8 protein-coding genes are annotated in these 15,094 nt (G+C 40.9%); 3 read left to right on the forward strand and 5 right to left on the reverse strand.

Annotation, left to right across the window (positions count from 1 at the left end; genetic code table 11):
* Window positions 1–86 precede the first annotated feature (86 nt).
* Complete coding sequence (gene purL, locus ATK78_RS12880; protein ID WP_133576540.1) at window positions 87–3,752, forward strand: phosphoribosylformylglycinamidine synthase; 3,666 nt, start codon at window positions 87–89, stop codon at window positions 3,750–3,752.
* A 122-nt stretch (window positions 3,753–3,874) separates the two neighbouring features.
* Here purL and ATK78_RS12885 read toward each other — a convergent pair whose 3' ends face one another.
* The 5 genes from ATK78_RS12885 to ATK78_RS12905 all read right to left on the reverse strand — a co-directional run bounded on the left by ATK78_RS12885 (window position 3,875) and on the right by ATK78_RS12905 (window position 11,526).
* Complete coding sequence (locus ATK78_RS12885) at window positions 3,875–5,314, reverse strand: efflux transporter outer membrane subunit (RefSeq protein ID WP_243732520.1); 1,440 nt, start codon at window positions 5,312–5,314, stop codon at window positions 3,875–3,877.
* Complete coding sequence (locus ATK78_RS12890; RefSeq protein ID WP_133576541.1) at window positions 5,274–8,459, reverse strand: efflux RND transporter permease subunit; 3,186 nt, start codon at window positions 8,457–8,459, stop codon at window positions 5,274–5,276. Before ATK78_RS12890 ends, ATK78_RS12885 begins: the two co-directional genes overlap by 41 nt.
* A gap of 12 nt (window positions 8,460–8,471) precedes the next feature.
* Window positions 8,472–9,665, reverse strand: a complete 1,194-nt coding sequence (locus ATK78_RS12895; RefSeq protein WP_133576542.1) for an efflux RND transporter periplasmic adaptor subunit — start codon at window positions 9,663–9,665, stop codon at window positions 8,472–8,474.
* Between the two features lie 150 nt (window positions 9,666–9,815).
* Entirely contained in the window at window positions 9,816–10,415 is a 600-nt protein-coding gene (locus ATK78_RS12900; RefSeq protein WP_133576543.1) for a TetR/AcrR family transcriptional regulator, read from the reverse strand.
* Between the two features lie 265 nt (window positions 10,416–10,680).
* Window positions 10,681–11,526, reverse strand: a complete 846-nt coding sequence (locus ATK78_RS12905) for an energy transducer TonB (protein WP_166664877.1) — start codon at window positions 11,524–11,526, stop codon at window positions 10,681–10,683.
* A gap of 168 nt (window positions 11,527–11,694) precedes the next feature.
* Between ATK78_RS12905 and ATK78_RS12910 the strand changes: the two genes are divergently transcribed.
* Together ATK78_RS12910 and ATK78_RS12915 are read left to right on the forward strand one after the other, a co-directional pair.
* Window positions 11,695–14,133 (forward strand): DUF2339 domain-containing protein, encoded by a 2,439-nt coding sequence (locus ATK78_RS12910; RefSeq protein WP_166664878.1) that lies wholly within the window; start codon window positions 11,695–11,697, stop codon window positions 14,131–14,133.
* Window positions 14,120–15,013, forward strand: coding sequence for a hypothetical protein (locus ATK78_RS12915; RefSeq protein ID WP_133576546.1), 894 nt, complete (start codon window positions 14,120–14,122; stop codon window positions 15,011–15,013). The genes ATK78_RS12910 and ATK78_RS12915 overlap by 14 nt, the downstream gene beginning before the upstream one ends.
* Window positions 15,014–15,094 lie beyond the last annotated feature (81 nt).

Below are 15,094 nucleotides of genomic sequence, written 5' to 3' on the forward strand. Positions count from 1 at the left end.
CCAAAGCTAAGAAAATCGTATAAAATGATGGTGTTCCATCTCTGTTTTAAAATTTTAACGCTAAATTTGCGGCTCAAAATAGTACAATGATTTATTTTTTCTCCAATCAATCCAATACACTATACGCTTTACAAACTGCGTACGACCTATCCACTACTGATGTTACTAAGCTGCAATGGTTATTTGGTGGTGCTAAACTGCAAAGAGTGACTGCTTTAGAAGGCTTTTTTGTTGGTCCGCGTGCTGCAATGATCACACCATGGAGCACCAATGCGGTAGAAATTACACAGAACATGGATGTTCATGGAATTATCAGGATTGAGGAGTTTACACGGGTTGACGATACGTATAGCGATTTTGACCCAATGCTTTCTCAGAAATACAATGAACTTAACCAGGACATCTATACCATAAATGTACAGCCAGAAGCAATTTTGGAGGTGACAGACATTGCTGCTTATAATAAACAGGAAGGTCTTTCTTTAAGTGATGAGGAAGTAGATTACTTAAATTCCCTCTCTAAAAATCTTGGAAGAGCACTTACCGATTCTGAAGTATTCGGTTTTTCTCAGGTTAACTCTGAACACTGCCGCCATAAGATCTTTAACGGAACATTTGTTATTGATGGTGAACAGCAGCCTTCTTCGTTATTTAAGCTGATCCGAAAGACTTCTGAAGAAAACCCTAATGATATTGTTTCTGCTTATAAAGATAACGTTGCGTTTATTAAAGGACCAACGGTTCAGCAATTTGCACCTAAACGTGCCGATGTGCCGGATTACTATGCAATCAGCGATTTTGAATCGGTGATCTCCATTAAAGCAGAAACGCACAATTTCCCAACTACTGTTGAACCTTTCAATGGTGCAGCTACCGGTTCTGGTGGTGAGATTAGAGACAGGCTTGCCGGTGGACAGGGTTCATTGCCTTTAGCAGGTACCGCGGTTTATATGACTGCGTTATCCAGACTAGAAGATAACCGTCCATGGGAGAAAGGTGTGGAAGAAAGACAGTGGTTGTACCAAACCCCTATGGATATTTTAATCAAAGCTTCTAACGGAGCTACTGATTTTGGAAATAAATTTGGTCAGCCTTTGATCACCGGTTCTGTGCTTACCTTCGAACATGAAGAAGATTCGCGCAAGCTTGGTTTTGATAAGGTGATCATGCTTGCCGGCGGTGTTGGCTACGGTAAAGCGAGTCAGGCTCAGAAGAAAGAGCCTAAAGAAGGCGATAAAATTGTTATTCTTGGTGGTGAGAACTACCGGATCGGGATGGGTGGTGCCGCAGTTTCTTCTGCTGATACCGGTGCCCTGGGTTCTGGCATTGAACTGAACGCCATTCAGCGTTCTAATCCTGAGATGCAGAAAAGAGCTGCCAATGCGGTTCGCGGGATGGTTGAAAGTGAATATAACAGCATCATTTCAATCCATGATCACGGTGCTGGCGGACATTTAAACTGTCTTTCTGAATTGGTTGAAGCTACTGGTGGTAAAATTGACCTGGATAAATTACCTGTTGGTGATCCTACCCTATCTGCCAAAGAGATTATCGGTAACGAGTCTCAGGAACGGATGGGTTTGGTTATTGGAAAAGATCATATTGATACGTTACAGAAAATTGCAGACCGTGAGCGTTCTCCAATGTATACTGTTGGTGATGTAACCGGTAATCATCGTTTTACATTTGAATCAGCTACTACAGGTGCTAAACCAATGGACCTGGAGCTGAAAGATATGTTTGGCAGTTCTCCGAAAGTAATTATGGACGATAAGACGGTAGATCGTAAATATCAGCCCATTGCTTATGATGCCTCAAAAATAAATGAATACCTGGAGCAGGTCTTACAACTGGAAGCTGTGGCTTCTAAAGACTGGTTAACCAACAAGGTTGACCGTTGTGTGGGCGGCCGTGTTGCCAAGCAACAGTGTGCTGGTCCGTTACAGCTGCCTTTAAATAACTGCGGTGTAATGGCTTTGGATTTTCAGGGTAAAGAAGGTATCGCGACCTCTATTGGCCACGCGCCACTTTCTGCATTGATTGATGCCGCTGCCGGTAGCCGCAATGCGATTGCTGAATCTCTTTCTAATATAGTATGGGCTCCGTTAAAGGACGGCCTTAAAAGTGTTTCTCTTTCTGCAAACTGGATGTGGGCCTGTAAAAATGAAGGTGAAGATGCCCGCTTGTATGAAGCAGTTAAAGCATGTTCTGACTTTGCCATTAGCCTGGGCATCAATATCCCTACCGGTAAAGATTCTTTATCGATGAAACAGAAATATAAGGACGATGAGGTGATTGCACCTGGTACTGTAATTATTTCTGCTGCCGGTAACTGCGACGACATCCGCAAGGTTGTTGAGCCAGTATTGGTTAAGGATGGCGGTGCTATCTATTACATCAACCTTTCTAACGATGCTTATAAATTGGGTGGTTCTTCTTTTGGACAGATCCTGAACCGTATTGGTACAGAAACTCCTGATGTTAAAGATGCCGCACAGCTTAAAAATGCTTTTAATACCATTCAGCAGCTGATCCGTGATGGAAAGATCCAGGCCGGACACGATATTGGTAGTGGTGGTTTAATTACAACCCTATTGGAACTTTGCTTTGCCGACCGTGATCTTGGTGCTGCTATTGATCTTACTGCACTTGGTGAGGCTGACAGTATTAAACTACTGTTCTCTGAAAATATTGGAATCGTTTTCCAGGCTGCTAATGGTGTTGAAGAGATTCTTTCTGCAAATGGTGTTGCCTATTTTAAGATAGGTGAAGTTTCTGCTACGGCTACCCTGCAGCTTAAAAATGCTTCAGATTCATTGAACTTTGACATTGATCATCTACGTGATGTTTGGTTTAAAACTTCTTACCTGCTTGATCAAAAACAAAGCGGACCAGTTAAAGCCAAAGAACGTTTTGACAATTATAAGAACCACGTTCTTAAATACAATTTCCCTGCTCATTTTGACGGCAAAAAACCGGCATTTGATTCTTCTAAACCAAGGCTTAAAGCTGCAATTATCCGTGAAAAAGGCAGTAACTCTGAGCGCGAACTTGCTAATGCGATGTACCATGCTGGTTTTGATGTAAAAGATGTTCACATGACCGACCTGATCTCGGGAAGGGAAACCTTAGAAGACATCCAGTTTATTGGTGCGGTTGGCGGATTTTCCAACTCTGATGTTTTAGGTTCTGCTAAAGGATGGGCCGGAGCTTTTATGTACAACGAGAAAGCACGTATTGCACTAGAAAACTTTTTTAAACGCCCGGATACATTATCCGTTGGTGTTTGTAATGGATGTCAGCTTTTTGTTGAGCTTGGCCTGATCAATCCAGATCATGCTGAGAAGCCTAAGATGCTGCACAATGAAAGTCATAAACACGAGAGTATCTTTACCTCGCTTACGATACAGGAAAACAATTCTATCATGCTTTCTTCTTTAGCCGGAAGTACGCTTGGAGTTTGGGTTTCACATGGCGAGGGCAGGTTCCAGCTTCCATATGCTGAAGATCAGTACCGTATCATTGCAAAGTATGCGTATGAAACTTATCCCGCCAGTCCGAATGGTTCTGACTACAATACCGCAATGATGTGTGATGAATCTGGCCGTCACCTGGTGATGATGCCGCACATTGAGCGTTCATTACTGCAATGGCAATGGGCAAACTATCCACAAGGACGTAATGACGAAGTTTCTCCATGGATGGAAGCTTTTGTTAACGCCAGAAAATGGCTGGAGCAGAAAGAAGCTTAATCAGTTAATTTATATAGTTTATTCTATGAAAAAGGTCCTGGCAAAATTGCCGGGACCTTTTCTATTTATTCGTATTTTCAGCTGCTTAATTTTTTAAAGTATTTGCAGTTAAACTACCGTAATTAGTTTGCTCCGCCGCCCAATGCGCGGTAAAGTTCTACTGATGCCGTTAACTGCGATGTTTTTATGGTGGCCAGTTCCAGCTCACTTTGCAGTGAATTACTTTGCGCAGTAATTACTTCAAGGTACGTTGCCATTCCGTTTCTAAACAATAGATTCGCATTTCTGACGGCCTGCTGTAAAGTACCTACCCTTTTTAAGGAGATGTCATACTGCTGCTGTAGTTTTTCTATTTTAACCAGTTCATCCGACACTTCGGCTACGGCATTCAATACAGACTGCCTGAATTCAAGCACCGTCTTTTCGCGGTCTATTTTAGCCAGTTCGTAATCTGTTTTTAATTGTTTGCGCTGAAATACAGGCTGCGTTACCCCACCAGCAACTACTCCAAATAAAGATGCAGGTATATTAAACCAGTTGCTTGCTTTAAGTGAATTTAATCCGCCGCTAGCCGTAATGGTCAGCGTTGGATACATACTTGCCTTTGCCACACCTACTCTGGCATTGGCAATATTTAAGGCCAGTTCTGCTGTTCTTACATCCGGTCTGCGACTTACCATAGCTGAAGGGAATCCTGAAGACAATCCTACCGGGATCCTGATCCGTTCCAAGCTTGCCAAACGTTCTATTGCCGACGGAAGTTTACCGGTTAATACCCGTAATGCATTTTCCTCGATATTAATGGCCTGTTCCAATTGTGGGATCAGCTGCGCAGCAACCAGCTGCTGTGCTTCTGCCTGTTGAATGGCAAGCGAAGTAAGCTGGCCAGCATCAAACTGCATGTGGATAATCCTTAGCGTACTATCGCTTAATGCAAGGTTCTTCTTAGCGGTTGCCATTTGGGCATCCATCATTAACAACTGATAAAACCCGCGTGCAACGTTGGCAATAATCCGGGTCTGCAATGCTTTCTTAACTTCTGCTGTTTGCAGGTATGTAGCCAATGCAGCTTGTTTTCGGCTTTTGATCTTACCCCAGATATCTGCTTCCCAGCTTAAGCCCAGGTTGGCATTGTAATCTTCAATATGCTTTGTTCCGAGAAATTGACTGGTACTCAATCCGTTTAAACTGTTATCAGACGGACGATTGGAGCTTGCATTTACTTGTAGGTTCAGAACTGGCAGGTTACCGAGTCTGGATTGTTTAAACAACAACTCTGAGGCTTCTATATTTTTAAGTGCGATCTGCATGTCGTAATTGCGAAGCAAAGCCGTATCGATCAGTGCCTGAATTTCCGGCTCTGTAATAAATTCTTTAACGGGCACAGATGCAATGCTGACTGAATCAGCTGATGCTGCATTTCTATAGACTACGGGTGTCGCATTTTGCGGCACTGCAAGGTCTTTAGAGACCTTACATCCGCCGGCCACGACCGCGATCAATAAAAGGATATATAAATAATTATGCGATTTCATGAACAAGTTCTTTATTGTGATTTTCATTGTTTAATACGGCAACAGGCTTGCTGCTAACTTTTTCTTGCAAGTACTGGAATATGATGAACAGTACAGGAATGATAAACAATCCGAGTACAACCCCAAAGATCATTCCGCCGGCAGCACCAATACTGATGGAGTGATTTCCCTGTGCCGATGGCCCCACTGCGTTCATCATCGGGATTAACCCTACAATAAATGCCAGGGAAGTCATAATGATTGGACGAAGACGAAGCTTAGCAGCTTCGATTGCCGATGCAATTAATGATTTACCTGCACGCCTGCGCTGAACGGCAAACTCCACAATTAAGATGGCATTTTTTGCGAGCAGACCGATAAGCATCACCAGAGCTACCTGAACATAGATGTTATTTGCGATACCGGTTAATCCGATAGCCACAAATACACCCAATATACCTGCCGGAATAGACAGGATTACCGATAACGGTAAGATATAACTTTCATATTGGGCTGACAGCAGGAAGTACACAAAGATCAGACACAATCCAAAGATGATCGCGGATTGTCCGCCAGACGACAGCTCTTCTTTGGTTAATCCTGTAAATTCGTAGGTATAACCAGAAGGCAATTGCTGCAAGGCCACTTCTTCTACAGCACGGATGGCATCACCAGAGCTAAAGCCCGGTTTTGGAATGGCATTGATACCAATAGAGTTAAACAGGTTATAACGGGAAACATTTTCCGGTCCATATACGCGTTTTAACTTTACGATGGTACTGATCGGCACCATATCGCCTTGCTTATTTTTAACAAATACCCCATCCATAGATGCCGGATCGGTACGGTCTGCCTTATATGCCTGGATCATTACGCGGTAATACTTACCAAAGCGGTTAAAATCTGAGGCTTGCGCACTACCGAAATAGGCTTGCATAGTTTGTAATACGTCTTTTACGCTTACACCCAGCTGCTCTGCTTTTTCATCATCTACTTCGAGATCCAGCTGCGGATAATCTGCACGGAAAGACGTAAAGGCCATGGCTATTTCAGGACGCTTCATCAGTTCGCCTATAAATTTATTACTCACACCACTGAACTTATCAAGACTGCTGCCGGTACGATCCTGTAATACCATGTCCAATCCGTCTACATTACTGAAACCGGGTACTGTTGGGAAGGTAAACACGAAGAAGTTGGCTCCTTTAATAGTGGCCAGCTTGCCTCTAACCTCACCCATAATCCCGTCAATGTCCCTAATGGCACCCCGCTCTTCAGAAGGTTTTAACAGGATAAACGAGACCCCCATGGATGGACTTGCAGACTGAGATAAAATATTAAAGCCGGATAAGCCCATTAAGGTTTTTTTAGACTCCATGCTGCCCAGAACATTTTCCAGTTCTTTCATCACTTTGGTGGTACGGTCTAATGACGCACCTGCCGGCATAGATAAGGAGATCGCTATAAATCCCTGATCTTCTGACGGAATAAATCCGGATGGTGTTCTCTTAACCAGCACTCCTGTTAATAAGACCACAAGGACTAATCCACCGATACTTACCCATTTATAACGGATTAAGAAACGCAATGAACCCAGGTATTTGTTGGTTAGCTTATCAAAGCCCGTATTAAATCCGATAAAGAACTTCTCTTTAAAGCTTTTCTTAACCTGCGGATCTTCGGCATGGCTGTGGTTTTCTTTTAAAAATAAGGCGGTTAAAGCCGGACTAAGCGTTAATGCATTTACTGCAGAGATGACGATGGCAATGGCCAGCGTGAATGCAAACTGCCTGTAGAATACCCCTGTTGAGCCTTCCATAAAACCAACTGGTAAAAACACGGCCGACATAACCAGGGTGATCGAAATGATAGCTCCGGTAATTTCGCTCATTGCTGATACGGTTGCCGCTTTAGGCGACAAATGCTTATGTTCCATTTTTGCATGGACCGCCTCGACGACGACAATGGCATCATCGACAACAATACCGATGGCGAGTACCAGTGCAAATAACGTAAGTAAGTTGATGGAGAAACCAAACAACTGCATAAAGAAGAACGTTCCAATAATGGCTACAGGAACTGCTATAGCAGGGATCAGCGTAGAACGAAAATCCTGTAAGAAGATATAAACCACGATAAATACCAGGATAAATGCTTCTATCAACGTATGCTTTACCTGGTCTATGGACAGATCCAGTGAATTTTTAGTGTTGTACAAGATCAGGTGCTTTACCCCTCTTGGAAAGTCTTTCGATGCTTTCTGCATCAGCTTATCAATAGCGATCTGAATCTCGTTTGAGTTTGATCCGGCAAGCTGCATTACTGCGATGTTAACGCCTGGTTTTCCATTTACACGGGTAAAGTTACCGTAAGTATATGAGCCAAATTCAACACGTGCTACATCGCGTAACCGTAAAATAGATCCGTCTGCATTAGATTTTATCGCAATATTTTCATAGTCCGCCGGCTTATTCAGTTTCCCTTTGTATTTGATCACATACTCAAAGGATGCCTGACTGCTTTCGCCAAATTTACCGGGAGCTGCTTCCAGACTTTTGTCCTGAATGGCTGCAGTAACTTCTCTTGGTGTCAATTTATAGGTGGCCATTTGTGCAGGGTTTAACCATACACGCATGGAGTAATCTTTACTTCCACCGAAAATGATGGATTGTCCTACTCCTGGAATCCGTTTAATTTCGGGAATGATATTGATCTGGGCATAATTGGCAAGGAACGTTTGATCGTAGTTTTTAAGATCCTCAGAATACATATCTACCACCATGATCAGACTGTTCTGCTGTTTGGCCGTGGTAATACCAGCTTGCACTACCTCTACCGGGAGCTGACTTGTGGCCTGAGCTACCCTGTTCTGCACATTTACCGCAGCCTGATCCGGGTCAGTACCCAATTTAAAATATACCGTGATGACTAATGAACCGTCATTACTGGCAGTTGAGCTCATGTAGCTCATATTTTCTACCCCATTAATTGATTCTTCCAGCGATGGCGCTACGGAACGCAATACGGTTTCTGCATTTGCACCCGGGTAAAGGGCCAATACCTGTACCGCCGGAGGGGCGATATCAGGAAATTGCTGTAAGGGTAATTTTACCAGTCCGAGGATCCCCAGGATAACCAGTAAAACAGATATAACGGTGGCCAGAACCGGCCTTTCAATGAATTTCTTAAACATTATTTCTTAGTATTATTTGGAGATGTTAATTGCAGTAAGATTCTTTTTTTCTTCAGGTTTGATGGCATCTCCGTCTTTAAGGCTTTCCATACCTTTAAATACGATCCGGTCGCCCGATTTTAAACCATCTTTAATCAGGTAATTGGTGCCGCTGGCACCCAATACGGTGATGGGTTGTTTGGTAACTTTATTGTTTTTATCTACAGAAAAGACAAACACTTTATCCTGAATTTCGATTGTTGATTCTTGTGGAACCGCCAATGCATTTTGATGGGTAAGGCTTAGCCTGATCTTCCCTGTGTTTCCGGAACGTAAAACCGCACCCTTGTTAGCGAACGTAGCTCTCAATGTGATCGATCCGGTTTGTTTATCAAACTGACCGTCTATCATGTCTACTTTACCCTGGTTTGGATAAATGGTATTATCTGCTAGCAAGAGCGATACGCCCGGGATATTTTTAATCCTTTCTGCTACTGTTTTTCCAGGATATTTTTCATTGAAGCTGATGAAATCGTCTTCACCTAATGAAAAGTAAACGTGTACTTCATGCGCATCAGACAGTTGTGTTAATGGAATAGGATCTGAAGAACTAACAAGGCTGCCTTGTTTTTTAGGCAAGCGACCCACATATCCGGTAACCGGAGCAGTAATTAACGTATAACCCAGGTTAATCTTTGCCGCAGCTACGCCAGCTTTAGCTTGCTCAACACTGGCCATAGCCATTTGATGTGCTGCTTTGGCACTTTTTAACTGGAAATCTGAAACTACCTTGTTAGCTACCAGCGGGGTTAGCTTATCTACTTCGAGCTGGGCATTTAACGCTGCTGCATTTGCCGATTGTAATAAGGCTTTGGCGTTGTTAAGGTCTTCTTTAAATGGAAGCTCATTAATTTTAAAGAGCGACTGTCCTTTAGTAACAAGAGCGCCTTCATTAACATAGATCTGATCTAAAGATCCTGAAACCTGCGGACGGATCTCAAGGTCTACTGCTCCTTCTATAGATGCAGGATATTCAAGAAATGTAATTTCGGAGCTATTGTTTACAGAGATAACAGGCAAGGTTTGTACAACAGGTGCGCTTACCTGAAGTTTATCATTGGAGCATCCGTAAAGAAATAGTGCAAAAACAAGCGCTGCTGATATAGCAACACGATTAGACCATTTAACAGCGTTAAGTGATTGGGTGTAAGAGGAGATATAATTCATGATATATAAAATTGATTTGTGATTAGGTACTTTGTTATTTGTAGTATTGGTAACGCATTTAAGTCATTTAACAGCGTTAAGTAAATCGTTTAAAAAAAAGCTTAATTAAAAGCTTTGCTTATTTTCGGAATATCCGGAGTCTTATATTGATTAATCATTGATGTATTTAATAATTCCTTTGATGGCATCCTTTAAGATCTGTTCGTTCATTTCCATTCCCCTTCCTTTGTTTACCATATTGATGGAAATGAGCCCGTGTATTACTGACCAAAAGGTATAGTATTTACGGCAGATGAGGTCTTCCGGAGGATCTTCATCTTCCATTACTTCTTTAATTATTTCGAAATACAGTTGATTAGATACTTCTGCTTCCGGCATAATTTTCTTCAACTCGCAGCAGTTCATATCTACACCAAACATCAGCTGGTACAGTTCCCTGTTTTCAAATGCAAAGTCCCAGTAGGCAATCCACATGGCTTCCAGCTGTGCTGCAGGTTCTGATAAACCGTTCATGGCCTTTCTAACCGAAGCCGTTAAAAGAATGTATCCCTTTCGGGTAAGTTCTAAAAGAATTCCCTCTTTATTTGCAAAATACTCATAGATAATTGGAGCGGTATATTCAATCTTATCGGCAATTTTACGCATGCTTAGCGACTGCCATCCTTCGTCTTTGACAATATCAAGTGAAGCATCCAGAATGTTGATTCTGGTTTCTTCTTTTAATCTTGCTATACGTTCTTTACTTCCCATAATATAATTATGACAGGTGTAAATAATCTAACACCGTTAAGCAAATGTAGAACTAAGTTTAATTTCTTACATCATCCTTTTGTCAAATCGAATTAAGTTATTGAAAATGAACACATAAAAAACAATTTTAATGAATAATAAACTCATCAAAGATTCATAAGAATGGATAAAGGAATAATTGCTAATAAAAAATAAATGCATAAAAAAGGGATTGCGACGAGTCACAACCCCTTTAGGATTCATAAGAGCATACGAATAGGGGGTGTTATTGAGTTAAATTAAATGAAAGCGGCATATTGAAACGTACGCGGACATTTTGATTATTTTGTTTACCTGGTTTCCATTTTGGTGATTTTTTAATCACACGTGCGGCTTCTTCATCACACCCTGCCCCGATTCCACGGGTAATGGTTACATTAGAAACAGATCCGTCTTTCTCAACCACGAAGCTGATAAAAACCTTTCCCTGAATTCCTTGTTCCTGTGCCATGTATGGGTATCTCAGGTTTTTAAGTATGAATTTACTCCAGGCTTTCGGTCCTCCTTCAAATTCAGGATAAGCTTGTATATCGGTAATTTCATGAATTGAGTTGTCTGCCACTGCGCCATCACCTGTACCATTGCCTGTTCCTACACCTGTGCCATTGCCTCCTTCTGATACGGTGGCCAAATTGGTTTCTACACCAGCTTGTGTTACCGGACCAATTGCCGCATTTTCTACCTCTTTTAATGTCGGTGGATCCACTATTGCTGCATCCTCAACGGGTACCGGCCGTGATGGCAGTGCTACCGTTTTTACATTTTCCACTTTGGGTGCCGGCTCTATCTTTTCTTCTACCTTCGGCTTTTCAACCGGGGGGACAGGAGGTATATCTATTACTTTTACTACTCTGTCTGCTTCAACTTTTAAAATAACCTCGGGTTTAATAAATTTATAGATCATTGGACCTGCAAAGAGCAGGACAAAAAGTGGAGCAGCAATAAATAATGCCCGCATGGTGGTTCCGGCGGCTTCTGCTCTAAGCACATAAGCACCGTAAGACTGATTTCTGCCTTTGAATACAAGTTTGAGCCACTCAGCGTTGTACAGGTTTGATGAAATGTTTAGCATGGTTTTAAGTATTAGTTCAATTAGAAGATGCAGAATGAAGCGGGATTCCATAATGACATTGTTAAATAAATTTGCGTTCTTCTATTTTTACTATATTAGCCCTTCACCAATCTTCTGATTATGCTCTTAGAAACATTAATATTTATTCTACTTCTTGTCCTTCTATTAATGCTATTCCGTTTTAATGGTACCATAAATCAAAAGGTTGACTTTTTCAGTTTACAAAATGACCGGATATCTAACCAGATTGCCCAGTTGCAGGCTAAAATTGAAAAACTAGCTTTAAAAGAAAATCCTGTCTCGAAAGTTACAGAGGTTAAGAAAGATACTGAACCTGTTGTTGACCCTAATTCGGTTTTAAAACCTGCTCACCTTACATCTTACATTGATGCAGCACCAGACAATCGTACACCTGTTCAGGATGCTGTACCTGCTAAAGAAGAAATTAAACCTGATGTTGCTGTTAGATCTCCCGCAGTTACGGCGGCTTCAGCAGTACCAAACCGCCCGAATATCCCATACATAGAAGCTCCTAAAAAACCGTCCTTCCGCGAACGCAATCCAGATTTGGAAAAATTCATTGGTGAAAACCTGTTCAATAAGATCGGAATTGTGATCCTGGTATTAGGCATGGGATTCTTCCTTAAGTTTGCTATAGATAAAGAATGGATTAATGAGATTGGCAGGGTTTCTATCGGGTTCATTTGTGGAGCAGCATTAATTGGTTTGGCTCATCGCATGAGAAAATCATTCGTAACATTTAGTTCAGTCCTTGTTGGGGGTGGCGTGGCTATTTTATATTTTACAGTGACCATTGCATTTCAGCAATACCAATTATTTAGCCAAACTATTGCCTTTATACTCACTATATTAATTACTGCCTTTACCGTTTTATTGTCTGTAAGTTATGACCGGAAGGAATTGGCTTTATTTGGAATGCTGGGTGGTTTTTGTGCTCCGTTTATGATTAGTACCGGAGAGGGAAATTACATCATACTGTTTAGTTATATCCTGATCCTAAATCTGGGTATGCTGGTATTGGCATATTTTAAAAAGTGGTCAATAATTAATATCGTATGCTATGTGCTTACCATCCTACTATTTGGTAGTTACCTTGGACGAACGCTTATGTCAAAGGCTGATCCAGGTACCTATTTAGGATTACTTATCTTTGCAGCTCTATTTTATCTTGTGTTTCTGCTGATGAATGTAATCAATAACATTAAAGAAAAAACTGCTTTCAAGACATTGGAAATAGGGATACTGATGAGCAATACTTTTCTTTTTTATACTGCAGGAATGCTGATCCTTGAAAACTTAGGAAATGGAGCATTTAAAGGTCTGTTTACCGCTTTACTAGGCCTGGTAAACTTTGGTTTTGCTTATGGTTTGTATATGAATAAAAAGGTAGACAGGAACCTGATCTATCTATTGATCGGGCTTGTACTCACGTTCATTAGCTTAGCCGGGCCTGTGCAACTGGAGGGAAACCAGATCACCTTATTCTGGGCTGCTGAATGTGTATTACTCTTATGGTTATCCCAAAAATCGGGAATTCTGCTGATCCGTCAAACGTCCGTATTGGTATTGATATTGATGACAGGCAGCCTCATTATGGATTGGGAGCAAGTTTATTATTCTTCGGCTATCAAGGACATTGTTCTCCGACCGATCTTAAATCGTGGTTTTATTACCGGTACGGTTAGTTTAATCTGTATTTGCTTATACTCCAGGTTACTTAGGTCAGAGATAAGATCGGTTCTTTTTAAAGAGATCAGTACATCCAGGCTAATCCTCGGTATTTCGGCAATTGTTATTGGCTATATAGTGATCTTTTTAGAACTCAATTTCCAGGCCTATATTTATTTTCCTGAAATTAGGGTTCTTAGCCTGGCAAGCTATAATTACCTGTTCATATACATTTTATTTACCCCTGTCTATAAGCTTAATAATAAACAATTTAACGGCATAATCTCAGGTTTAGCTGCTATTTCTTTATTGGGCTATCTTTTTATTTACAATACAGAAACCATCTTTTTAAGAAATGCTTATTTAAAGGATCAAGGCAGCCTCTCCAATTATTTATTTCATTATCTAATGGTTATTCTATGCGGAATTACGCTGTTTAAATTATATAAAATGATAGCCGGATTTAAAGAATTAATGTTGCTGCGGGCATTCCAAATATTTGCGATCTTTATTATCCTGGTCATTGCGAGTTCTGAGTTGGATCATTTGTTGATGATCTCTCAATATGGGAGTGAAAAAAGCACTTATGATATTTTGGTGATTAGTCACAAGACAGGATACCCTATTCTTTGGGGCTGCTTTGCATTATTATGCATCTATCTGGGAATGAAATGGAAATCAAGGGAGATTCGGGTAATGTCAATTTCTCTTTTAGCCATTACATTAATTAAATTGTTTGTGTTCGACTTAAGGGGCATATCTGAAGGCGGAAAAATAGCGGCTTTTATTTCTTTAGGAATTCTGCTGCTTGTTATTTCCTTTATGTACCAGCGTTTAAAGCGTTTGCTTTTAACCGGTCAGTCGGCTGACGTTGAAATAAATACACACCAGAAAGATGAGGATCATGCAGCTGAATAGTCTAAAGTTTTTTATTTGTGCTTTGTTTATTTGTGTTTGCCATGAAGTCAGGGCCCAGCAATTTAACTGGGAGGCAGGTATTGAAAAGATAGCCTCTAATGGTTATTACAATCTTGAATTAAGCCCGGAGATCCTTGCAAAAACACAGATGGAAAATCTGGAAGATATGCGTGTATACACCAAAAATCAAGAAATTGCACATCTTATACGAACCATATATTCGAATTCAAATGAGATTTCTAAAACACATTTTAAGGTCGGCATCAAACAGCACGAAAAACAGACGGTTATACACATTGCCTTCGATGCGTATTATGTAATCGATCAGTTTGAAATAGGTATAAAAAACAATGGCTTTTACAGAAGGCCTGTATATCTATCTAAACCGAACCTTCCCGTTAAAAACAGCAGAAAAAGAACCCGGTATACCAATATTGAGTATTACACAATTTCATCAATAGAAGAGCCTTGTTTCAAAATTGAAGATGGCATAAGGTTCAAAGATATGTACCTGCGTATTGACAATGAGGATAGTAGCCCCTTAGAAATTCTAAGCATAAACTTTTACCAGCAACAACGTTATCTAACTGCCTTTTTTGAGAGGGATAAAGAATATGTATTTAAAATTGGCAGCAAAGACAACGGCGCGGCTGTTTATGATATTGACTACTTTAGGGACAGCATTCGGACAAAGCTCCCGATAGTTCATCTTAAAGAATTCAAAAGCATTAATATCAACACATACAGGCAGGATTTTCTATTCACAAGCAAGGCCTGGATATGGGCTGCAATACTGATTCTAATTGCACTGATCGGTTATATTACATATCGATTAATAAAAGATATGGACCGGCCTGAGAACGGCACTAAAGCACTTTAAAACCATTGCAATACGTTCCGTATTAGTTTTTTAACTAAAAAAACATGAAATAACTTTGATTATTTATCTACATTCGTATTT

The organism is Pedobacter metabolipauper, from assembly GCF_004362715.1.
Taxonomy (GTDB): Bacteria; Bacteroidota; Bacteroidia; order Sphingobacteriales; family Sphingobacteriaceae; genus Pedobacter; species Pedobacter metabolipauper.